Genomic DNA, 21740 nt, shown 5'->3' on the forward strand with positions numbered 1-21740 from the left:
CGCGCCATGACAGCTACATCACTCAGCACCAGCACACCCAAGGTCGGTATCGTTTCCCTCGGCTGCCCGAAGGCGCTCGTTGATTCTGAGCGTATCATCACGCGCTTGCGTGCCGAAGGTTACCAGATCGCCCCGGATTATGCCGGCGCCGATCTCGTGCTGGTCAACACTTGTGGCTTCCTCGACAGCGCACGTGACGAAAGCCTCGAGGCTATTGGCGAGGCCATCGAGGCCAACGGGAAGGTGATCGTCACCGGCTGCCTCGGCGCCGAACCAGAGGTGATCGAGAAGGCCCATCCCAAGGTGCTCGCTATCACCGGTCCGCACCAATATGAAGACGTCATGGCAGCGGTCCACACCCACCTGACTCCCCCACACAACCCCCATCTCGACCTCGTGCCCGAGGCGGGCCTGCGACTAACCCCGCGCCACTATGCCTATCTCAAGATTTCCGAGGGTTGCAACAATCGCTGCAGCTTCTGCATCATCCCCAAGCTCCGCGGCGATCTCGCCTCACGCCCGATCCACCACGTCCTCACTGAAGCCGAACAGCTGGTCCGCGCCGGCGTGAAGGAACTGCTCGTCATCAGCCAGGATACATCGGCCTACGGGCTCGACGTACGCTACAAGCCGGAGACGTGGCGCGGTAGGGAATACGAGACGCGCTTCCTTGATCTTGCCAAGGGGCTCGGCAGTCTCGGCGTCTGGACCCGCCTGCACTATGTCTACCCCTACCCCCATGTCGACCAGGTCATCCCACTCATGGCAGAGGGACTGATCACCCCCTACCTAGATATCCCCTTCCAGCACGCGTCCGCGAACGTCCTGAAGGCCATGAAGCGTCCGGCGAAACAGGACCGCGTCCTCGAACGCATCCAGCAATGGCGCCGCGACGTTCCGGACCTTGCCATTCGCTCGACCTTCATTGTGGGTTTTCCGGGCGAGACCGAAGAAGACTTCCAGATCCTTCTCGATTTCGTCCGCGAGGCCAAAATCGACCGTGCAGGCTGTTTCAAATACGAAAATGTCGCCCATGCGGACAGTCGTACCCTGCCCGGCCACGTCGACGAAGCCGTCAAGGAAGAGCGCTGGCACCGTTTCATGCAGGCACAAGCTGAAGTCAGCGCCGCCCGCGCCGCAGCCCAGGTCGGTACGACGCAGGACGTGATTATCGATGGCGCCGGCGAGGAAGAGGGCGAGATGCTGGCTCGCACCAAGGCCGACGCTCCGGAAGTGGATGCAGTCGTCTACATGGCGAACGCCGCACATCTCAAGGCCGGAGATATCGTCGCCGCCCGCATCACTGATGCAGACGACTACGACCTCTACGGCGAGCCCGCCTAGCGCGCGACCTTGTTGAGAACGCGCACCGTAGAATCGACCGGAATACCAAGCTCCTCGTAGCTCCAGCTCAAGCGCGCCTGGCCCACGGAATCCTCATTGCAATTGTCGTGATCGGAATAGTCGAAGCCGATTTCGTATTCGCGCCGTCCGTCCTTGTCGACTTCGGCATAGACGTTTTGCTTGCTCGCACAGGCGCCGGGAATCTCGATGGAAACGCTGTCTTGCCCGATCGATGCTGACTGCAGGTGCGGCAGACCGAACTGGGTGATGACATGGAAATTGTCGCGATCAGATTCGTCCGCATCGATGATGATACAGGCAGAGAGGCTGGCGGCAGCGAGGGCTATTGCGGCAAAAGTCCTTGGATTCACGAATAATTCTCCTTATTGAAAAACAATATATTGACTTATCGTCTTTCGATATATCATAGTCAACTGAAATCAATTCGGAGACACACCATGACCCGCGCTGCACTACCCCTTCTCGCCCTCGCCACCGTTCTGGCTCCGCTCGCAAGTGCCGAAACCAAATCTTTCCCTGCCGGCGAATTCACTGGAATAAATGCCGGGGGAGTTGTTGATGTCACGTTCGAAACGGGCCCGGCTGCGTCGATCACCGTGGAACAGGAGGAAGGCGACTTCAGCGATATTTACATCGAACAATCCGGCGACACGCTCAAGATCGGCCGCAACAGCCTTCGAGACGGGTTTGGCTGGTCACGCAACGTATCGGTCAAGACCGACAACGGCCGCAAAGTTGTCAAAGTGAACGGAAAGCGCGTGCCGGCCTACACTGTCCATATCGTTGCACCGACCCTCGAAGAGGCATCGGTTTCAAACTCATCTTCAATGACTGCAACGGGCCTCAACAGTCCAACATTCGCTGGTTCCGTCTCGTCCAGCGCCGACTTGATCCTGGCTGGTGAGGCCGGAGATGTCGACCTGCGCGCTTCCTCGAGTGCAGACCTCGACGCAGCAAACCTGGAGGCGCGCGTTCTGAAACTCGACGTCTCTTCCAGCGCCGATGCAGTCGCCTTGGTTCGCGACGGCAGGCTCGACGTAGAGGCGTCCTCCAGCGCCGACGTCAACGTCAGAGTGCTTGGCGCCACCCAAGTTGACATTGATGCCTCGTCGAGCGCCGATGTTGAACTTTCCGGCACTTGCCAAGCACTGGCTATCTCCGCCTCCTCAAGTGCGGATGTTGAAGCGCGCGACCTTCAATGTGCAACCGGCGAGATACGGGCAAGCAGCGGTGCTGACATCTCCGCATACCTGAGTGAAAGCGTCGAAGCGCGGGCTTCAAGTGGCGCTGACATTTCGGTCGCTGGAAATCCTCAGTCGCGTGACGTGAGCAAATCCAGCGGCGGCGATGTCGAGATCAACGGCTAGATACTTCAGGAGACAACCCCATGCGAAAGCCCATCCTGGCAGCTCTCTGCCTCACCCTCTTTACCCCAGGCATCGCCCTCGCAGGTACCACTGAAAGCTATGACTTTACCGGTTTTGACGAACTCGACATTGCGGCCGGAGTGAACGTGTCTTACGAAGCCGGCCCCGATTACTCTGTGGTTATCGATTTCGAACACGGTGGTCCCAACGACATGAAACTGCGTCAGGACGGCTCCCGGCTGTATATCGCCCGCAAGTCGACATCAGGTTGGAGGGACAAGGTCAGGGCCAAGGTTCGCGTAACGTCGCCTGATCTCGAAGAGATAGAGGCCAGCTCCGGTTCCAGCATCCGCGCAACCGGCATTGATTCCGATATCCTCGTGCTCGACGCCTCCAGCGGCGCCAGCATCAAGGCCGATGGCAAGTGTGGAGCCCTCAAGATCGTGGCGAACTCTGGCGGCTCTGCCTCGGCGAAAGATCTGGTTTGCCAGAAAGTCGCGGCCAATGCGTCCAGTGGGGGTTCTGCCAGCGCCTACGCATCAGAACATGCCAAGAGCCATACCTCTAGCGGCGGTAGCGTGGACATCTACGGTGGTCCGGCCAAACGTGAGGCCAATCGCCCAGTTTCCGGCGGGTCGACGACGTTCCACTAGCCAATGTCGAAGTCGCCCGGCTTGTAGTCCGAGCCGGGCCATTCGAGTTTCATGTCCTCCAGCGCGCCTCGCACCAGCCGCGCGATCATTGCGTTGCGCCGCGTGCGGCTGTCTGACGGGATGACATACCAGGGCGCATGGCGGGTTGAGCAACGTGCGACGGCCGTTTCGTATGCCGACATGAAGTCGGGCCACCGTTTTCGGTCTTCGAGATCGGCCGGATTGAACTTCCAAAGTTTGTGCGGCTCTTCCAGCCGTTCCGCGAGGCGTATGCCCTGCTCCTCGTAGCCGACGTTGAGCATGCACTTCACGATGGTCACGCCATTCTCGGCGAGGTGCTTTTCGAAGGCGTTGATTTGATCATAACGCTGCTCAATCGCCTCTGCCGGCGCAAAGCCGCGTACCTTGACCACGAGCACGTCCTCGTAGTGCGACCGGTCAAAAATGCCGATCTGGCCTTTGGCTGGCACGGCGTTGTGCACGCGCCACAGATAGTCACGCGCCAATTCATTGGAACTGGGCGCCTTGAACGCGGTCACGTCCATGCCAAGGGGCGTCGTTTCGGAGAACACGCCCCTGATGGTTCCTGACTTCCCTGACGTGTCCATGCCTTGAAGGACCACCAGCAAGGACCGCTTCTTTTCAGCGTAGAGCCTGTCTTTCAACTCGTTGATTACGGCCGCGTCTTTCTTGAGGCTGGTTTTGGCCGTTTCCTTGTCGTCAAACAGCGACCGGTCACCCGTATCCCGCGAAGCGAGGTCAAATGGCTTGCCGGGCGCGGCAACAAGCGCCCGCCGGGTCGCGACAATGCTGGGAATGCGCATGGGTTCATCTCCGGAACGAAAAAGGCCGCACCAGTCTGGCGCGGCCTCTCCAAAACTTCAAGAAAAACAGGTGTCTTACGACGAATAGAATTCGACGACCTGCGCAGGCTCCATCTGGACCGGATATGGCACATCAGCCAGGCCCGGAACACGAACGTATGTCGCCGACATCGCCTTCGGGTCGACGTCAATGTATTCTGGAAGGTCCCGCTCGGGGCTGCCGAGAGCTTCGAGAACCAGTGCAATATTGCGTGATTTTTCGCGGATCTGCACGATATCGCCGGGCTTCAGACGAGCTGAACCGATGTTACAGCGGCGACCGTTGACCGTCACATGGCCATGGTTCACGAACTGGCGCGCTGCAAAGATCGTCGGAACGAACTTCGCACGGTATACGAACGCTTCAAGGCGCGATTCCAGCAGTCCGATCAGGTTTTCAGCAGCGTTGCCCTTCATGCGGCTGGCTTCAACGTACACGCGGGAGAACTGCTTCTCCGTGATGTCGCCGTAGTAGCCCTTGAGCTTTTGCTTGGCCATAAGCTGCATACCAAAGTCGGAGACTTTGCTGCGGCGGTTCTGGCCGTGCTGTCCGGGCTTGTAGTTGCGCTTGTTGACTGGGGATTTGGGGCGGCCCCAGATGTTTTCACCGACGCGACGGTCGATCTTGTACTTCGCGCTGTGGCGACGTGACATGGTAGTACCTCATTTCGACGCGGGCCGGTGGGCGGCGCTTATTCGCACCCACGATCTCAACGGCGGCTCCGCACCAGCCCGTAGATAAGCGGCGGGTAGAACACCAAATTCACTGGTGCGTCAAGCCATCCCCCTGCTACAGACACAGCACATAAAAGAAGAACAACACATTCGGAGGAAAGACTATGAAGCGCATGGATGGTAGGGTTGCTGTCGTTACAGGAGGCGCGAGCGGCATCGGCAGGGCTTGTGCCGTCAGCTTGGCCAGAGAGGGCGTAGCGGTCCTCGTCACGGATATTGACGATGCCGGTGCCGAGGAAACTATATCTCTTATCAAGAAAGACGGTGGCAAGGCCATCGCCGCACATCACGATGTAACCGATGAAGCCCGTTGGGACGCCATCATGGACTTGTGTGAAGCGGAACTCGGAACCCCCTCTATTATGGTCAACAATGCGGGCATCGCCATTGGCGGGCCAATTCTCGAATACAGTCTGGCCGATTGGCAAAAGCAGATGGCCGTCAACATGGATAGCGTCTTCCTCGGAACGCGGGCCGCCATGAAGGCCATGCAGACGACAGGCGGCTCCATCATCAATCTATCCTCTGTCGCAGGCCTGCGCGGTGCTCCCGGCGTCAGCGCTTATTGCGCCAGCAAAGGCGGTGTCCGCCTGTTCACCAAGGCCGCAGCCCTGGAATGCGCCCAGATGGGATTTCCAATCCGCGTAAACTCGGTCCATCCGGGTATCATCGACACCCCAATCTGGCAGAAGTCCATTGCACGCATGGCGGATAACATGCCTGCTGATCAAGCGGCTGCGCTGGCATCACACGCCGGCGCGAACGCGCTGGATGCAAATGCGATTGCTGCGCAATCAACGCCGATGGGCCGTCCCGGCAGACCGGAAGAAGTCGCCGATCTGGTGGTTTTCCTCGCGAGCGATGCCTCCAGCTATATCAGCGGACAGGAGCACGTTGTGGATGGGGCCATGACGGCACGGTGATGGAGATCACCGCGTATTGAGGGAATCTTGCAACGGAGGTGGCAGGAAAGACGAATGCGTCGGCCACGCCTTTGCCTCAATATAGGCATTTGCCCCTCGGCGCGGGTCTTGCAATGACGACTGTCTTTATCGAACACTCACTCAGCATTCCAAGGTCGATGAATTGCCTGAAATTACCGTCGTAATTCCCTGCTATAACAGCTCCTCCACAATCGAGGCAGCTGTGCGCAGTGCGCTCGCGCAAACCGAACCAGTAAACATCATCGTAGTAGATGACGGGTCCACGGACGACTCGGTCCAGAAAATCCAGCAGATGGCAAATGAGAACCCGAGTCTGTCATTGCTCGTTCAGCGAAGGAATCAGGGGCCGTCCGCAGCGCGGAACAGAGCAATTGCGGCGGCTCAGACACCATGGATCGCGATCCTCGATGGCGATGACCATATGCATCCAGACCGTTTACGGCGCATGTTGAAAGTCGCAAAGGCCGAGCACCTGGATATCCTGGCGGATGACCTCATTCGGATAGACGCCGTATCGAACCCCGAGACAGGCACGCGTCTTTGGTCTGACAATCCGATAGGGATTGTCCGGTTAAACCTCGCCCGGTTTGCACGGGAAAACATCGATAAATACACAGGAAGTCGTCGAGAACTTGGATATCTTAAGCCATTGATACGAAAAGACTTTCTTTCAGAACATCACATTTCTTACAATATCGACATGAGGCTCGCCGAAGACTACGATCTCTACATGCGCGCCTTGCATTCAGGCGCGCGTTTCGGCCTGATCGACCCGTGCGGCTACTATTCAATAGACTACCCGAATTCCCTATCGAAGGAATACGCCGCAGCCGATCTACGCAAAGTTCTTGAGCGGGACGTCGAATTGTTGCGGCAATCAAATCTCACCCGAGAGGAACGCAAAGCCATTGGCGAGCATAAAACCCTCGCCCACAAGCATTGGGCATGGATGCGACTGATTGAAATGGTTCGAAACCGCAATTTGGCAGGAGCGTTTGGTACACTATTGGCGCCACCACACATCGCGGCGGCACTCATACTACGCATTTTCCGGCACGCCATCGGCCAGGAACCAGTGCCCCAGTCTGTCGCGAACACAGCCCTAAGCCAGCGTATTGATGTCATGCTGTCAGAGACGAGCTAGACGCACCTGCCTCAAGACGCACCCTTGGCCAAAGCGATCGCCTCTTCGCGGCGTCCCTGAACGAACATGATGGACGCCCGCACGATGCGTCTTGCGAACTTTGGAGACAGCGTCGCCAATGCCACAGCATAGGCGACGACACCGATCAACACGAGTGTCAAAAGACGAATTGGCGCGCCGACAGCCTCGGACTGGAACTGCATAGCAAGCCATACGACGACACCCATGACCAGGGACGAAATCAATGCCGTAGAGCCCGCCAGCACCTGACGATGCATGGGGAAACCTACAGACGATTTCACGGCGTAGGCACCGAGGGCCCAAGTAATGAGTGATTGCATCAACAAGGCACATGCCACCGCCTCAAGGCTGATGTGAATAGTGGCAGTCACCGCGACGATTGAGATGATTAATCCCGTCAATGTTATCTTGAAGGTCCAATCGATACGACCAACGCCGTTTAGGACTCCCGAATTAAAGGCAGTTGTCGGTGTCCTCAATCCCATGAGCAAGAAGATCTGAATCGTTGGAACGGCAGGAATCCAGTGTTCGCCGAATACGATTGGCACCGCGAGGGGCGCAATTACGCTAGCGCCGACGAACGTTGGATATGCAATCAGGCCAGCCAACCTCATTGCACCTTCAATCGCCCGGTGCAGTGTTGGCAGATCGTGTTGGGTTTGCGACGCAACCGGCAAAGCGACCGCAGAGAAAGGCGTGACGAAGGCTGATTTCGCCTGCTCCTGCAACCGCACTGCCATGTTGAACATGCCAAGCGCCGCTGATCCCAGCACCGCTCCGATCAGGCTTCGCGAGATAGTCGTATCGGTCGCATAGACGACTTTTGTTGCCATGTTTAGCGAGTTGTATCGCGACAGTTCACGCGTTTCAGCCCAGCTCGACTTGAATGATGGAGTCCATTTTGCCATTGCGCTAAAAGCGACCAAGCGGATTATGCGGCGCGACAACTCCATAAAAACCAACGCCCAGGCGTTTTGAAGAATGAAGGCAAGAGTAACTCCGACAATCGCCGCGCAGCTCGTGCCAAGCACATCTACAATGGTAATCTCGCTATACCGCAAGTCTCTCTGGAGCAGGGCTGCCGGAACAGAGGTCAATGCACCGAAATAAAGCGATATGGCGAAGACCCTGATCATCGGCACCAATTCCGGGTGATTGAATCCTTGAGCGATCAAAGGCGCCAGAAAATAGGTCCCGAGCCAGAACAATGTAGCCAGGAAGAGTGACTGCATGAACACTGAATTGACGTGCCCGGCTTTAAGATTGCGGCGCTGGATGAGAGATTCGTTCAAGCTTCCCGACGCAAATATTTCCGGGATAGCGAAAGTGACGAGTGTCATGCCAAAAATCCCGAAGTCCATCGGCGACAGAAGACGGGCGATGAATACAAGCGAAAGCATGCCACCAATCATGCCAAACCAGTTGCCCAACGCGTTGAACATCACAGCTTTGCCGGCGCGCCGCAGTAGGCTTTGGGCCATTACGACCGCCCGATTTTGTTCAGCAAACTGGTAGCAAGCTCGGTTGTCGAACCAGAGGGACTCGACGACATTGAAGCGGCTCTCCTGAGTTTGGTCATGATCAAGAAATACCTGACAGATTTCCAACTTTTGGCAGCGAACAATTCAGATCTAACTCTCCACCTTAACCCACGCGCCAGTGCTACAACGATCTGTGATCCGGTTGGTGAAAGCAAAGCCAATTCGCAGAGTTCATCTATCAATTTCGAATTGTTCAAAATCTCATCACAGCCATACTTGGAGGCAAAAGCTGAGCGCAACGCAACGGTCTCTGGTTTCGAAAGAGGTGCCTGACTCAAGCTTTCAGCTGCGCGGAGGTCTTTGACTGCAAGTTCCCAAAGCTTCTTGCGCGCCATGACGCTTGCACGTCGCAAAAGGGCGCGGCGCTTGTTCAACGGATCCGATATGGACCGCCCATCGCTTAAGTACTCATCCAGTTTGATCCGAGGATAGTGGTTCCGGAAGATAACTTTATCGAACTGGGACCAGGAAGAGTTCCGCTTCTTGGCGAGAACCTGTTCGGTCTGGGTGCCGCGAATGCCATCATGCACGCGCTGTTGGAACACAAATTCCTCAGTGGACGCTGGCGTCCCAACCCGCGCGAGACGGATCAGCATATCATAATCCTGCGAACGAACGAGACTTTCATCGAAAGAGCCGACCTGATCATAGAGCGATTTGCGAACGATCATGCCTTGCTGGTGGGCAAACATGTCGTCGAGAGTTGCAGTCAGGAACTCGTCGGAATCGCAATTCGTCCAGTAACCCGTTCCAAGCAAACGCTGTTCTCCGGATCCATCGACAGAAAATCTCTGGTGCCGTCCGTAAGCCATGTCGGCATTCGGATCGGCTTCGAGCAATCCAACAAGGGTTTCGAGCGCAGTCGGAACAGCGAGGTCATCATCATCAAAAACCCAGACGAGGTCACCCGTCACGTGTTTCAGACCAAAATTGAGAGCGGCCGACTTGCCCCCATTGGGCTTGGACAAGACACGGATGCGTCCTTCATAAGCCTTCAATCGCTCAAGCGTATCATCCGTTGAGCCATCATTGATGATGATGACTTCATGTGCCGGGCGGGTTTGTGCCAGAATGGAATCCAAGCTTTCAAGCAGCAAGGCCGACCTATTAAAAGTCGGAATCAGGACTGTCACTTCAAATGGCTTCATTACTCTTTCCGACTCATACTGTTGGACCAATATTGGACACCTTGCCTCTATCTGCTTGATCTGCTTGGGCGTGGCATCGAACTTGCTCCCTGAGATCGTAGCAAATAGCGCGCCAGTTCGAATTTCGATACGCAATAATCGCATATTCGCATCGGCAAAGACAAAGGACCACCAGAGGATGAAAATAGCGTTCTTCGTTAACGCCTTCCCGATGATGTCAGAGGCCTTCATTGCGAACAGCGCAGCCGCTCTGATTGATCAAGGACACAGTGTCGATATATTCGGCATCGGCAACGTCGCGCCAACCGGGCTCTCGGTGAAAGCAGTTGAAGGACACCATCTGGAGAAACGCGCGATCAACATGCGCTGGCCGAAATCGCGCGTCGCGCGAATATCGGGCCTGCCGGGCGCACTCCAGACCATCGTGCGCAAAAATGGTGTCGCCGCGCTCGGCAAGCTGCAACCAGGCATCTACCGACGCTCGATACGAGATCTCACGGCATTCTATCAGGTCAGCGCATTCGATGGCGGCGGCGAGTACGATATTCTTCATTGCCAGTTTGCGACACTTGCTGAAGGCGTCATCAAGCACCGCAAAGCAGGTTTTCTGAAAGGCAATATCGTCGTCAATTTCCGCGGTTATGACATCTCGGAAACTGTCGCGGCCATTGGCCCACACGTCTACGATCACCTCTGGCCGGAAGCCGCGAGTTATGTCGCCAATTGTGAGTATTTTCGCAACCGGGCGATCGATCTCGGATGCCCGAAAGACCGAATCGACGTGATAGGTTCGGGTATCCGCCTCGAAAACTTCCCCTTTGAGCCAGCCGTGGATCGAGACGCAAAGGATGTCCGTTTTCTCATGGTGGGAAGGCTGATCGAGCGAAAGGGTTTCCAGGTTGCGCTGAGAGCGCTTGCTGAATTTTCTCGACGTACGTCTACGCCAATAAAGATCGATATCGTTGGCGATGGCGCGATGCGCCGAAGTCTGGAAGCATTGGCCACTGATCTCGGGTTGGGCGCTTCAGTCAACTTTCACGGTGCGCGAACGCATTCTGAAATTGCAGACTTCATACGCTGTGCGGACGTATTCCTGGCTCCTTCCATGACAAGCGCCAGTGGCGGCCAGGACGCCCCTGTCAATACGCTGAAGGAAGCGATGGCAATCGGCAGGCCGGTTGTCGGCACACTTCATGGCGGAATTCCGGAGCTCGTCATCGAGGGAGAGACTGGCGTATTGGCGACAGAAAACGATGTCGAAAGCTTGTGTGACGCTGTCGGTCGCCTCGTGGACCAACGGGCAGATTGGCCTCAACTCGTCTTGCGGGCGCGCGCAAAAGTCGAAGAGGTGTATGATTTGGACCGGGTTACCAACAAGCTTGTGGCGCTGTACGAGCGGACGATCGCTCGGGAAAGCGTCGATAAAGCGGCCTGAATTCAGTATCGGAAGACGACCGAAAGGCACGAAACTTGCTGTCGCATTCCCTGTCCAGTTTGTTTGCGTCCCAAATGACACAGCGATTTGGAGCGTTTTTTAGATCCGCAGGGCCAAGGTCGATAAAACCTTTACGGCGGCAAACTGTTACAGAATAAAGGTTCGGACACTATGGAAAGCCAATCACTCAAGACCGCGCCGGACGTCACGATCATTGTGGTTCATCGTGATCGGTTCAGTCTTGCAGTCGATGCCTTGAACCAGGTCATCGCCGCCACTCACAGCCCCTACAAGCTACTCTACGTCGATGCAGGTAGCCCGCGAAAAGTGGCCGACCAACTGAAACGCATATGCTTGGAAAATGGTTTCACCTACCAGCGGCACGATGAATACCTCAGCCCGTCCCAGTCCAGGAATCGCGGTCTTCGCACTGCCGAAACCAAATACGTCGCCTTTGTCGAAAGTTGTACCTTCGTTGCCGACAACTGGCTGGAGGGACTTATCAGCTGCGCCGAAGAAACCGGCGCTGAAGTCATCCAGCCGCTCATGTGCCAGGGGAAGCCATTTCATACGGAAATTCACCAAGCCGGCGGCACTTTCACGAAAGACATGGAGCTTTTCTTCAAGGGTGCTCCCGAGGATCACGTGATTTGTGACATCGATATGCATCAAGGCAAGCAAGTCACAGATGTTCCGCTCACGCGCTCAGAAACGCAGGTGACCGAGGTCCATTGCCTTCTGGTAAAGCGTGACACCTTCGAACGCTTCGGCGATTTCGATGAGGCAATGTTGTCGACGAAAGACCATCTTAATTTCTCGATGACCGTTTGGAAAAATGGTGGACGCATCATGCTCGAGCCATCGTCACTGGCGACGTTTTACGTTCCGAACCGGCACAACCCGCTCAAGTTCTCCGACTATCCCTACTTCATTTTGCGTTGGTCACCGAATTGGCAGGCAGGCAGTCTCACGCACTTCAAGAAGAAATGGGGACTCGAAGGCGACCCCTACTTCAAAGAACGAAACGACATCATTACCTGGCGTTATCGCGAAGGAATCCTCAAGCCAATTGCCCGGCGAATCCCGCTCGTCGGACACAGCTACAAGGTCCAACAATTCGTGATCATGGTGCTTGAACCCGTAGTGGTTGCGATCGGTTCGTGGATGGCGAAAAAGCACGAAAAGACCCTACTCAACGACCCAGCCCGAGCGGCGCGGCGTCATGTGCAAACCCCGGCCCATTCGCTCTAGAGCCAGGCGCATATTCAGGCGCTCCCGAACTCCTGTGCGAGATGGGATCCCCGCGAATGTGAGTATTGCTTCTATGTCGGCAAATGAGGGCATTGTCAGATGCCTGCCAATCGCCCAATTGATAAATCGAGACACCATGAACTCTCCCGTCGACAACGCAACCATTAGTGCGCCCAATGCGACCATCATCATCTCGGCAAGGGAGCGATTCAGTCTCGCCGTACGTTCCCTGAACACCCTGATTTCGGCAACCCGGGTTCCCTACCGGCTCATCTATGTCGATGCGGGAAGTCCAAAATCCGTCGCGGATGAGCTGAAGCGTATTTGCGCCGAACAGGGCTTCACGTATCACAGGGTCGACCATTTTCTCAGTCCGGCCCAGTCTCGAAACAGAGGCCATCACCTGGCTGAGACAAAATACGTGGTCTATGTCGAAAATGACGTCTTCGTTGCCGACAACTGGCTGGCGCCGCTGCTGGATTGTGCCGAGCAGACTGATGCTGAAGTCGTTCAGCCTCTGATCTGCCAAGGCGCGCCTCTACACAGCGAGATCCATCATGGGGGCGGCAATTTCACGAACGACTTTGACGGATTCTTCAACGGCCCGATCACGGGTCGCCGGCTGGCGGATCGCCACTTCCTGCATCAAGGCAAGCGGGTCGGCGATGTCGAACTCACACGCAGCGAAACGCAGGTTTGCGAGACCCATTGCATGCTCGTACGGCGCGATGTGTTTGAGCGCTTTGGCGACTTCGACGAGATGATGCCCTATTCGAAAGACCATATCGACTTCAGCATTTCGGTCTGGGCAAAGGGCGGCAAGATCATGTTGGAACAAACGTCGATTGCGACCGTCTGCCACCCAGATCAGGCTCATCCTTTGGAACCCATGGATATGCCTTTGTTCATCCTTCGCTGGTCGCCTAAATGGCAACGCAAAAGCTTGGACTATTTCCGCAAGAAATGGGGTCTTCATGCGGATCCATATTTCGACAAGTACGCCAGGCAAAAGAATTGGCGCTACCACGACAATGTCGTGATCCCTGCTGTTCGCAAACTGCCGGTCATCGGCTCGAGCCACAAGATACAGAAGGTGGCATCGGTGGCCATGCTGCCTGTTATCAGCGCCATGAGCACACGGCTCGGAAACAAGCACGCAGCGCGGACCGCCTATTGGAACAGTCGCGAAGTCCAATAGCTCCCAATTCCTCGTCCCGATGATTGTCTCGCGCGAAAAGCGCGACATCCATCGTGCCGTGCGCCCACTAGCGGTAGAGTATCGATCCTGGCGTTTCCAACGGGCTCTCCGGCAAGCAGAGCGGGAAGCGGTCCTATCGCAAGTGGTTTGACACTTGCATTCCACTGGGCCATCTAGCGTTTCGGGGATCGCAAATGCCAATATCGGACAATGTGAAGCTTATCGGAGACGTGACCGTTCATCATCCGGCGCTCGTCAACCTGTACGGGTGCGAGGTGCGCGATGGCAGCCGTATTGGTTCCTTTGTGGAGATCCAGAAAGGCGCTGTCATTGGAAAGCGGTGCAAGATTTCATCCCATACGTTCATTTGCGAGGGCGTGTCGATTGACGACGAAGTGTTCGTTGGTCACGGCGTCATGTTCACAAATGATCGCTTCCCCCGTGCAACAAATCCGGACGGTTCTGCACAATCTGACGCAGACTGGACCCTGGAATTCACAAAAGTGAAGCGGCGAGCCTCAATCGGCTCCAACGCAACGATACTTTGTGGCATCACGATTGGTGAAGGTGCGCTCGTCGCTGCCGGCGCTGTCGTGACCCGGGATGTTCCTGATTTCGCAATTGTAGCTGGCGTGCCAGCCAAGGTGGTGGGTGATGCCCGACAGAAATGAGAATGCCACAGGCATAAAAGATCGCGGCCCCGCCGCCAAAACAAGCAAAGGGCCCAGAATGAGCGCCGGTAAAGACAAGAAGAAGACTGTAAACATAGGCGTCGTGGGATACGGCTACTGGGGGCCGAACCTGGTACGCAATTTCTCCGAACTGCGAAACGCGCGCGTTCACACCGTGGCCGACCTCAATCCAAAAGTGCTTGAAATCGTCGCACGCCGCTTTCCAGCGACCAAGACCACGACGGATTTCCAGGAAATGATCCGCGATCCGGAGATCGATGCGGTTGCTATTGCCACTCCGGTCAACACTCACTTCTCGCTCGCCATGGCAGCCCTAAAAGCTGGCAAGCACGTCTGGCTCGAAAAGCCCATGGCCGAGACCTCCCTTCAGGCACGGTCTCTTGTCGAGGAGGCAGAAAAACGCGGCCTCATCCTGCATGTTGACCACACATTCATCTACACCGGCACGGTCCGGAAAATGAAGGAACTCATCGACGCCGGTGATCTTGGAAAAATCCTCTACTACGACTCGATCCGCGTGAACCTGGGTCTGTTCCAGCGTGACGTGAACGTGATCTCCGATCTCGGCGTCCACGACTTCTCGATCCTCGACTACCTTTTTGACGAGCACCCCGTCGCCGTATCCGCTGCTGGTATCAACCACTTCCCCGGAACACCTGAAAACCTCGCCTACATCACGCTCTTCTACGAAAGCGGCCTGATAGCCCATGCCAACGTGTCATGGCTCGCACCCGTCAAGGTTCGCCAGATCCTGATCGGCGGATCGAACAAGATGATCACCTATGACGATCTTGAGCCGAGTGAAAAACTTAAAATCTACGACAAGGGCGTCAGCTTCACGGATGACCCCAAGCAGATACACGAGATGCGCGTCGGCTACCGGACTGGCGACATGTGGGCACCCAAGGTCGACGGCGCCGAGGCGCTTCGCGTCGAAGGCGAGCACTTTGTCGACTGCATCGTCAACGGGACCAAGCCTCTCACCGACGGCCATCTGGGCCTGCGCGTGGTCGAAGTCATCGAAGCCGCTACCAGCTCGATGCGCGGCCGCGGCGAAACCGTTCACCTCCCACGCCAAGGAAAGTAGAAATGATCCCGTTTGTTGACCTCAAGGCCCAGTATCACTCGATAAAGCCGGAAATTGACGCGGCCATTCAGAGTATTCTCGAAAGCTGCGCCTTCACGCTTGGTCCGGATGTGGCCGAACTTGAGAAAGAATTCGCCGCCTATTGCAACAATACGTATGCGGCAGGTGTAAACAATGGCACGAGCGCGCTTCACCTCGCGCTTCTCGCAGCAGGTGTTGGGCCTGGCGATGAGGTCATTACCATTCCCCACACATTCGTAGCTTCCGCTGCCGCGATTTACTACACCGGCGCCACGATCAAGCTTTGCGACATCGACCCCGTGACCTTTACAATGGATCCCGAAGCCCTCGAGGCCGCCATTACGCCGCGCACCAAAGCCATTATCCCGGTCCACCTTTATGGCCAGATGGCCGACATGGATCCGATCATGGCAATCGCCAGGAAGCACGGTCTCGTGGTGCTTGAAGACGCCGCTCAGGCGCACGGCGCCGAATACAATGGCCGGCGCGCTGGATCCATCGGCGACCTGGCTGGCTTCTCCTTCTACCCCGGCAAGAACCTTGGGGCTGCAGGCGAAGGCGGCATGGTCGTCACCGGCAACGCCGAATACAATCGCAAGGTCCGCATGTTGCGAGACTGGGGTGCTGAGAAAAAATACCACCACGAACTCAAGGGCTTCAACATGCGTCTTGAGGGAATCCAGGGCGCCGTGCTCCGGGTAAAGATGAAATATATCGAAAAGTGGACGGAGATGCGTCGCGATGCGGCCGCGCGCTATGACGAAATGTTCGCCGGCACTGGCGTCGACACGCCGGTTCAGCTGGACAATCGTCGCCATGTTTACCACCTCTATGTCATCAGGACGCCCGATCGCGCGCGGTGGATCGAAGAGCTCTCCAAAAAGCAGATTCAGACCGGGATTCACTACCCCTTCCCCGTTCACCTTCTGCCGGCTTACGCCGATCTTGGGTACAAGCAGGGACAATTCCCGCACTCGGAAAAAGCAGGCAACGAGGTTCTCTCCCTGCCGATGTATCCAGAGATCACAGGCGATATGCAGGCTGAAGTCGTTGACGCCGTCAAAGCACTCCAAATGCAATTGGCTAGTTCTTGATCCAGATAATGATTGGGCCGCTCCAAGGGCGGCCACTCGAAAAAGCGTAGATTAAAAGGGCGACGGAAATGAAGCTAGATGACGCAAATATCCTGGTCACCGGTGGATGTGGGCTGATTGGCTCCACGACGATTGACGAAATTCTCGCGACGAGTAACCCGAAGAAGATCGTGATCTTTGACAATCTGGTTCGTGGCTCGATGCAAAACGTCGCCGAGATCATGAAGGATCCGCGCGTCGAACTCATAAAAGGTGATATTCGCGACGCCAAGGCCGTCATGGACGTCACCTCTGGAATGGATGCCGTCATCCACATGGCCGCCATTCGCATCACCGCCTGCGCGGCTGATCCGCGCGAAGCGATGGAAGTCATGTGCGATGGCACATATAACGTGATCGAAGCGGCTCATAAATGCGACGTCCAAAAGGTTCTCGCAGCCTCGTCAGCTTCCGTTTACGGCATGGCCGATACGTTCCCGACGACCGAAGCGCACCACCCCTACAACAACCGGACCTGGTATGGAGCCTCCAAGGTGATGCTAGAAGGCCTGCTCAGGTCGTTCAACGACATGTACGGCCTGAACTACGTGTCGACCCGCTATTTCAACGTTTACGGTCCGCGCATGGACATCCATGGCAAGTACACTGAAGTGCTCGTTCGCTGGATGCAGCGCATAGCGGAAGGTGTACCGCCTTTGATCCTCGGTGACGGCAAGACATCGATGGATTTCATCAATATCGAGGACCTTGCCCGCGCCAATGTTCTGGCGTTGAAGTCCGATGTCTCAGACGAAGTCTTCAACATTGCTTCCGGTGTTGAGACCAGCCTCAACGAGCTTGCGGCTGCCCTTATGAAAGTAATGGGCGCCGACCCCGCCATGGTTCCGGAATACGGCCCCGAGCGTTCCGTTAACGCGGTAGCACGGCGTTTGGCGGACACCTCAAAGGCTGAAAAAATGCTAGGTTTCAAGGCCGAAATCGACCTCGAAGAAGGTCTCAGGCGCCTGGTTTCATGGTGGCAGGCAAACAAGGACGTTTTCAAATGATTCCGATCATCAAACCGGTGATGGACCAGGCCGAAGCGGATGCCGCCGCTCGGGTCATCCTGTCCGGCTGGATCACGCAAGGGCCCGAAGTCGCAGCCTTTGAAAACGAATTTGCGACGTTTATGGGCGCCGGGCACGCTGTCGCCGTTTCGAACTGTACCACCGGCCTTCACCTGGCCCTGCTCGGCGCAGGCGTAGAGGCCGGCGACGAAGTCATCACGGTCAGCCACTCCTATATCGCCACGGCAAACGTTGTGCGCTATTGCGGCGCCGAACCCGTCTTTGTCGATGTTGATCCGGCAACCTTCAACATGGATCCGTCCCTGATAGAGGCCGCGATCACGGCGCGCACCAAGGCCATCCTTCTGGTCCATCAGATGGGCATGCCTGCCGATCTGTCGGCCATTGTCGGCATCGCCCGAAAGCACGGCCTCAAAGTCGTCGAAGACTCGGCCTGTGCGGCTGGTTCTGAAATCAACTGGCAGGGCGAGTGGGAAAAAGTCGGACGCGTCCGCGGCGATGCAGCTGTCTTTTCGTTCCATCCGCGCAAGATCATGTCCACTGGCGACGGCGGCATGATCACGACACCGCACGATGACTGGGCCGCGAAGTTCCGCCTCCTCCGCCAGCACGGTATGAGTGTGCCCGACACCGTGCGCCACAAAGCTAATACGGTCATTTTCGAAACACACCCGGTGCTGGGATACAATTATCGGATGACCGACATCCAGGCCGCCGTCGGCCGTGAACAGCTCAAGCGCCTGCCCGACATCACGGCCCGGCGTCGCGAGATTGCCGCTGAATACAAGGCGAAGCTTGCATCCGCACAGTGGATCGGCTTGCCCGATGAGCCCGCTTGGGCGCGGTCCAACTGGCAAAGCTTTTCGGTGCAAATTCCGGACGATTGCGATCAACGCGCCGTTATGCAGAAAATGCTCGACGCGGGAGTATCGACGCGTCGCGGCATAATGTGCGCTCACCGCGAAGACGTTTACAAGAACGTACCGCTCAGGGCGCCGCTGAAGCAGTCCGAATTTGCGCAGGATAATCGCATAATCCTTCCGCTCTACCCTCAGATGACGGATGATGACATATCCGAAGTTGTGGACGCGCTAAAGCAAGCAACACGAAAATGAATCATTGGCGCACAACATTAGAATACTAGCTGAACCGCGCTAACGAAAAAATGGAACCATATCAGGGCTCCAGTCACGTTCGAGGTTTGAAAGAATGGCCATTCACGAAGCAATCAAACGTTCAGTTAAAACGATCGCAAAGCCGGTCGCGATGGCAGCACGCCCGATGGCGGAGAAGGTCGCTTTTCAAAGTGCGCGGCTCACCCGCGGTCGCCAGGGACTCAAGGTAATCTGGTCCGACACGTGGATACCGACCATGGATGAGGCGCTGGATCACCTTCCTCCACCGCCCGGTGTCTCTCGTGATCAATACCGCGAACTTCTCCTGCCTACTCAGCATCTGAAGCGCCACGCCTTGGTCCTTGAAAACGACACGCCAATCGCCATCATCTCTATGCGCAAACGTGCCAAGTCCTGGGAACCGGTTTCCTACCAGGCCTTGTCCGGATTCGTGGCTCCAGCCACAGACTACGCCGCGCTTGGTCGAGCGATCAATGCGCTAGGGATCGAGTTGAAGATCGAATCTGGACTCGGCGCAGAAGCTTTGGAAATGGGCGCCCGGCACGCTTGGCCATATGACGTCGTGCGCGTATTCCTGCAGACGAACTATGAAGAACACTGGCTGCGCGAAGACCGCAAGCACATGAAGTACATCTCGAGTGCCCGCTCGAAGTGCAAGCGCATGCACCTCGTCGTCGATAATGAAGGCGATCTGGAATGGACGGTCAATCAATGGGAGGCGAACTGGGGGTCGTCTCCCGCGCAAGAGATCGTCGCGGCACCGGATCGCATCCGTTTTTGGAAGTCACTTCGAACGACTCCGGAAAAAGACGAAACCATGCGGGTCCATACCTATGTTCTTTATGACGGCGAAAAGCCGGTTTCCGGCGCTATCGCAACCAGTCTGGGTGGCGCTCAGCTTGGACAGTGTCTTGGTCAGCTTCATGCCTATCGCAATCGCGGCGTGGGAACACGCGTTCTGGATGCCGCCTTGAGCCACGCTGCTGCGGCGGGTTACGACATCCACGATTTCGGTGGTGGTCACGGTTACAAGTCGCTCTGGGGCCCAGTTGCCACACAGCGCTACTCGGCGACTTTCCGCCCCAAACTGCTTGAATCTATGCAATGGGCACGCGACTATCGCCTTTGAACAGCCAACCTGCGACTGCACCACGGTGAATGACCGACTACATCTGAACAGGCGCCCGGTGACCCTTGTGGAACTCCGCTGGGACGCATTTCTAAACTAAAAACGATAGCATCAAGCGAAGGTCCATGACATAAAACGGGCCCGGATTAGTTCACGATACAGGCGCTGGTACATGGCAGAATTGGTTCCCACAAAAAGTCATGCCGCAACGGAAGCGCATCTAGAACATACCAGGACGGATCCGGCAGAGACACGAATTCTGAGCAATTTTAACCGGTTCGAAGCGAAGGTTTCACAGGCCGAATCCTTTCTCGAGCAGGGCAATTTGGAATTGGCGGCCTTTCAAACGATGCTCGCAGCGACAATCGCCACACACGCACATTGTGGGATTTTCGCGAGCAAGCGACTGGAATTGGTCATCCGAAAGATATCCGAAAAGCTGATTTTTAACGAAAAGTCAGAACCTCGAAAAACTCGTTCAACAGACGTCAAACGCGTTCTCCATGTTGCATCCGAAGTGTCCAAGGTTGGCGGCTTGTCGCGGATGATTAGCCGGTGGATTGCGGCCGATCCGGATCGATCTAATTCTCTGGTCCTGACAAGATATCGAGTAGCGATACCCAAGCATCTGGAAGAGTCCGTCAAGTCGTCAGGTGGAACGATCCATCTGCTCAACCAGAACATTGGGTCGATGCTCGACTGGGTTCAGGGCCTGAGGAAAATCGCCAAGGATTATGACTTGATTGTCTTGCACACTCATTGCGAAGACGTCCTTCCACTGATTGCTTTCGCGGAAGGTGACAAGCATCCACCAGCGCTACTTCTCAATCACGCAGATCATCTGTTTTGGCTCGGAACAGGCTCGGCTCACGCGGTGTTGAACCTCCGTAGCGCGGCAGATGAGATCACCCGCAACCGCCGGGGAGGCGCCGCTGAACGCAGCCTGATGTTGCCGACCCTGGTCGATGATACGACGTGGCGGCAGACAAAAGAGCAAGCGCGCAAGTCACTTGGTATTGGCAAGGACGAGTTGGTCCTGCTTTCAGTTGCCCGGGGCGCAAAGTACCGCTCGCCTGAAGGGCCTTCATATGCTGACCGCTTTATCCCGGTTCTGAAAAATCACAAGAACGCGCGGCTCATCGTCGTTGGATCCGGAATGCCAGATGATTGGCAGGCAGCTACGAAAGCGACCGGTGGCCGGATTTCTGGCTTGCCGGAGCAGGCAGACCCCTGGAAATACTTTGAAGCCGCAGACATTTATGTCGATTCATACCCGTTTTCGTCGTCCACTTCCTTGATGGAAGCGGCGGGATATGAGCTGCCCTTGGTGACATTGTTTACCGCTCCGGATGATGCAAGCCTGGTCGGTATCAACCACCTGGGTTTGATTGGAGGAGTCATTCAGGCCCGTTCGACATCAGATTGGGAGCAGGCAATTTCCAGGCTTTTGAGTGATGAATCCTTGCGGAAAAGCCAAGGTGCAGCAGCCCGAGAATCCGTTCGTATCGCGCAACCGGAAGAATGGAGAAAGTGGCTGAACCGCGCCTACGACGACGCGCTCGCACTTCCTCCCTTGCGCGATGGAGCGAATGCAATGCCCGACGCGACTGACACACCCTATTTCGGCGAACCTGATCGCCGGCATGAAAGCATTTATGGTTCTGACGTGTCACTAGTTGATATCGAGCGAGACTATGTCGGATTGCTATCCCTTAAAGGGCGCATCAGGGCTATCCGCAATTTGTCCGCTTCTGGCCACCTGCGTTCACGCCGCGAAGCGCTTCGCCTGTTGCTTCCAGAGTGGTTGAAAACCAGGGCGCGCCGAGTTCGAAACAACTAGGTCTTCTGT

The 21740-nt window shown here is 56.3% G+C and carries 20 protein-coding genes; 15 read left to right on the forward strand and 5 right to left on the reverse strand.

From position 1 onward, the window contains the following. Positions 1 to 6: 6 nt before the first annotated feature. Positions 7 to 1344, forward strand: a complete 1338-nt coding sequence (rimO, locus tag AC0L7I_RS12140; RefSeq protein ID WP_473396684.1) for a 30S ribosomal protein S12 methylthiotransferase RimO — start codon at positions 7 to 9, stop codon at positions 1342 to 1344. On the opposite strand, the gene AC0L7I_RS12145 is transcribed toward rimO, so the two are convergent. Then, positions 1341 to 1715, reverse strand: coding sequence for a hypothetical protein (locus AC0L7I_RS12145; RefSeq protein ID WP_473396685.1), 375 nt, complete (start codon positions 1713 to 1715; stop codon positions 1341 to 1343). The two genes, rimO and AC0L7I_RS12145, sit on opposite strands and share 4 nt — an antisense overlap. A gap of 15 nt (positions 1716 to 1730) precedes the next feature. Here AC0L7I_RS12145 and AC0L7I_RS12150 point away from each other — a divergent pair, with 15 nt between their 5' ends. Beyond that, a complete protein-coding gene (locus AC0L7I_RS12150) occupies positions 1731 to 2732 on the forward strand; it encodes a GIN domain-containing protein (protein WP_473396686.1) in 1002 nt (333 codons plus the stop codon). Positions 2733 to 2752: 20 nt separating this feature from the next. Next, a complete protein-coding gene (locus AC0L7I_RS12155; protein WP_473396687.1) occupies positions 2753 to 3385 on the forward strand; it encodes a head GIN domain-containing protein in 633 nt (210 codons plus the stop codon). On the opposite strand, the gene AC0L7I_RS12160 is transcribed toward AC0L7I_RS12155, so the two are convergent. Beyond that, positions 3382 to 4209, reverse strand: a complete 828-nt coding sequence (locus tag AC0L7I_RS12160; RefSeq protein ID WP_473396688.1) for a polyphosphate kinase 2 family protein — start codon at positions 4207 to 4209, stop codon at positions 3382 to 3384. The genes AC0L7I_RS12155 and AC0L7I_RS12160 overlap by 4 nt on opposite strands. 75 nt (positions 4210 to 4284) lie before the next feature. After that, positions 4285 to 4902: a 30S ribosomal protein S4 gene (gene rpsD / locus AC0L7I_RS12165; protein WP_473396689.1), complete on the reverse strand. Its 618-nt coding sequence runs from the start codon at positions 4900 to 4902 to the stop codon at positions 4285 to 4287. Positions 4903 to 5087: 185 nt separating this feature from the next. Here rpsD and AC0L7I_RS12170 point away from each other — a divergent pair, with 185 nt between their 5' ends. Further along, positions 5088 to 5906: an SDR family NAD(P)-dependent oxidoreductase gene (locus tag AC0L7I_RS12170; RefSeq protein ID WP_473396690.1), complete on the forward strand. Its 819-nt coding sequence runs from the start codon at positions 5088 to 5090 to the stop codon at positions 5904 to 5906. Between the two features lie 163 nt (positions 5907 to 6069). Beyond that, a complete protein-coding gene (locus tag AC0L7I_RS12175) occupies positions 6070 to 7071 on the forward strand; it encodes a glycosyltransferase family 2 protein (protein WP_473396691.1) in 1002 nt (333 codons plus the stop codon). Positions 7072 to 7082: 11 nt separating this feature from the next. On the opposite strand, the gene AC0L7I_RS12180 is transcribed toward AC0L7I_RS12175, so the two are convergent. Together AC0L7I_RS12180 and AC0L7I_RS12185 are read right to left on the reverse strand one after the other, a co-directional pair. Next, entirely contained in the window at positions 7083 to 8573 is a 1491-nt protein-coding gene (locus tag AC0L7I_RS12180; RefSeq protein WP_473396692.1) for a lipopolysaccharide biosynthesis protein, read from the reverse strand. Beyond that, positions 8573 to 9730 carry a glycosyltransferase gene (locus AC0L7I_RS12185; protein ID WP_473396693.1) on the reverse strand — a complete coding sequence of 386 codons (1158 nt, stop codon included), beginning with the start codon at positions 9728 to 9730 and terminating at the stop codon, positions 8573 to 8575. Before AC0L7I_RS12185 ends, AC0L7I_RS12180 begins: the two co-directional genes overlap by 1 nt. On the opposite strand from AC0L7I_RS12185, the gene AC0L7I_RS12190 reads away from it, so the two are divergent. The 10 genes from AC0L7I_RS12190 to AC0L7I_RS12235 all read left to right on the forward strand — a co-directional run bounded on the left by AC0L7I_RS12190 (position 9705) and on the right by AC0L7I_RS12235 (position 21731). After that, positions 9705 to 11216, forward strand: coding sequence for a glycosyltransferase (locus AC0L7I_RS12190; RefSeq protein WP_473396694.1), 1512 nt, complete (start codon positions 9705 to 9707; stop codon positions 11214 to 11216). The two genes, AC0L7I_RS12185 and AC0L7I_RS12190, sit on opposite strands and share 26 nt — an antisense overlap. 171 nt (positions 11217 to 11387) lie before the next feature. Continuing rightward, positions 11388 to 12467, forward strand: a complete 1080-nt coding sequence (locus AC0L7I_RS12195) for a glycosyltransferase family 2 protein (RefSeq protein WP_473396695.1) — start codon at positions 11388 to 11390, stop codon at positions 12465 to 12467. 136 nt (positions 12468 to 12603) lie between these two features. Then, positions 12604 to 13665 (forward strand): glycosyltransferase family 2 protein, encoded by a 1062-nt coding sequence (locus tag AC0L7I_RS12200; protein ID WP_473396696.1) that lies wholly within the window; start codon positions 12604 to 12606, stop codon positions 13663 to 13665. 194 nt (positions 13666 to 13859) lie between these two features. Then, a complete protein-coding gene (locus AC0L7I_RS12205; protein WP_473396697.1) occupies positions 13860 to 14336 on the forward strand; it encodes an acyltransferase in 477 nt (158 codons plus the stop codon). 58 nt (positions 14337 to 14394) lie between these two features. Beyond that, positions 14395 to 15444: a Gfo/Idh/MocA family protein gene (locus AC0L7I_RS12210; RefSeq protein WP_473396698.1), complete on the forward strand. Its 1050-nt coding sequence runs from the start codon at positions 14395 to 14397 to the stop codon at positions 15442 to 15444. Between the two features lie 2 nt (positions 15445 to 15446). Next, a complete protein-coding gene (locus tag AC0L7I_RS12215) occupies positions 15447 to 16559 on the forward strand; it encodes a DegT/DnrJ/EryC1/StrS family aminotransferase (RefSeq protein WP_473396699.1) in 1113 nt (370 codons plus the stop codon). Positions 16560 to 16627: 68 nt separating this feature from the next. Continuing rightward, positions 16628 to 17605, forward strand: a complete 978-nt coding sequence (locus tag AC0L7I_RS12220; protein ID WP_473396700.1) for an NAD-dependent epimerase/dehydratase family protein — start codon at positions 16628 to 16630, stop codon at positions 17603 to 17605. Further along, positions 17602 to 18741 carry a DegT/DnrJ/EryC1/StrS family aminotransferase gene (locus AC0L7I_RS12225; protein ID WP_473396701.1) on the forward strand — a complete coding sequence of 380 codons (1140 nt, stop codon included), beginning with the start codon at positions 17602 to 17604 and terminating at the stop codon, positions 18739 to 18741. Before AC0L7I_RS12220 ends, AC0L7I_RS12225 begins: the two co-directional genes overlap by 4 nt. 94 nt (positions 18742 to 18835) lie before the next feature. Continuing rightward, the gene (locus AC0L7I_RS12230; protein WP_473396702.1) at positions 18836 to 19891 is read left to right on the forward strand and encodes a GNAT family N-acetyltransferase; all 1056 of its coding nucleotides are present in this window, start codon (positions 18836 to 18838) and stop codon (positions 19889 to 19891) included. Positions 19892 to 20063: 172 nt separating this feature from the next. Continuing rightward, positions 20064 to 21731 (forward strand): glycosyltransferase, encoded by a 1668-nt coding sequence (locus AC0L7I_RS12235; protein ID WP_473396703.1) that lies wholly within the window; start codon positions 20064 to 20066, stop codon positions 21729 to 21731. Positions 21732 to 21740: the final 9 nt, after the last annotated feature.

The organism is Hyphomonas sp. J20-32, assembly GCF_055808555.1.

What these genes read in the sequence shown, in the direction of transcription:
- rimO (WP_473396684.1), top strand. Translation starts at nt 7, where the DNA reads ATGACAGCTACATCACTCAGCACCAGCACACCCAAGGTCGGTATCGTT.
- AC0L7I_RS12155 (WP_473396687.1), top strand. Translation starts at nt 2,753, where the DNA reads ATGCGAAAGCCCATCCTGGCAGCTCTCTGCCTCACCCTCTTTACCCCA.
- AC0L7I_RS12160 (WP_473396688.1), bottom strand. Translation starts at nt 4,209, where the DNA reads ATGCGCATTCCCAGCATTGTCGCGACCCGGCGGGCGCTTGTTGCCGCG.
- rpsD (WP_473396689.1), bottom strand. Translation starts at nt 4,902, where the DNA reads ATGTCACGTCGCCACAGCGCGAAGTACAAGATCGACCGTCGCGTCGGT.
- AC0L7I_RS12170 (WP_473396690.1), top strand. Translation starts at nt 5,088, where the DNA reads ATGAAGCGCATGGATGGTAGGGTTGCTGTCGTTACAGGAGGCGCGAGC.
- AC0L7I_RS12180 (WP_473396692.1), bottom strand. Translation starts at nt 8,573, where the DNA reads ATGGCCCAAAGCCTACTGCGGCGCGCCGGCAAAGCTGTGATGTTCAAC.
- AC0L7I_RS12190 (WP_473396694.1), top strand. Translation starts at nt 9,705, where the DNA reads ATGGAATCCAAGCTTTCAAGCAGCAAGGCCGACCTATTAAAAGTCGGA.
- AC0L7I_RS12195 (WP_473396695.1), top strand. Translation starts at nt 11,388, where the DNA reads ATGGAAAGCCAATCACTCAAGACCGCGCCGGACGTCACGATCATTGTG.
- AC0L7I_RS12200 (WP_473396696.1), top strand. Translation starts at nt 12,604, where the DNA reads ATGAACTCTCCCGTCGACAACGCAACCATTAGTGCGCCCAATGCGACC.
- AC0L7I_RS12205 (WP_473396697.1), top strand. Translation starts at nt 13,860, where the DNA reads ATGCCAATATCGGACAATGTGAAGCTTATCGGAGACGTGACCGTTCAT.
- AC0L7I_RS12210 (WP_473396698.1), top strand. Translation starts at nt 14,395, where the DNA reads ATGAGCGCCGGTAAAGACAAGAAGAAGACTGTAAACATAGGCGTCGTG.
- AC0L7I_RS12215 (WP_473396699.1), top strand. Translation starts at nt 15,447, where the DNA reads ATGATCCCGTTTGTTGACCTCAAGGCCCAGTATCACTCGATAAAGCCG.
- AC0L7I_RS12220 (WP_473396700.1), top strand. Translation starts at nt 16,628, where the DNA reads ATGAAGCTAGATGACGCAAATATCCTGGTCACCGGTGGATGTGGGCTG.
- AC0L7I_RS12225 (WP_473396701.1), top strand. Translation starts at nt 17,602, where the DNA reads ATGATTCCGATCATCAAACCGGTGATGGACCAGGCCGAAGCGGATGCC.
- AC0L7I_RS12230 (WP_473396702.1), top strand. Translation starts at nt 18,836, where the DNA reads ATGGCCATTCACGAAGCAATCAAACGTTCAGTTAAAACGATCGCAAAG.
- AC0L7I_RS12235 (WP_473396703.1), top strand. Translation starts at nt 20,064, where the DNA reads ATGGCAGAATTGGTTCCCACAAAAAGTCATGCCGCAACGGAAGCGCAT.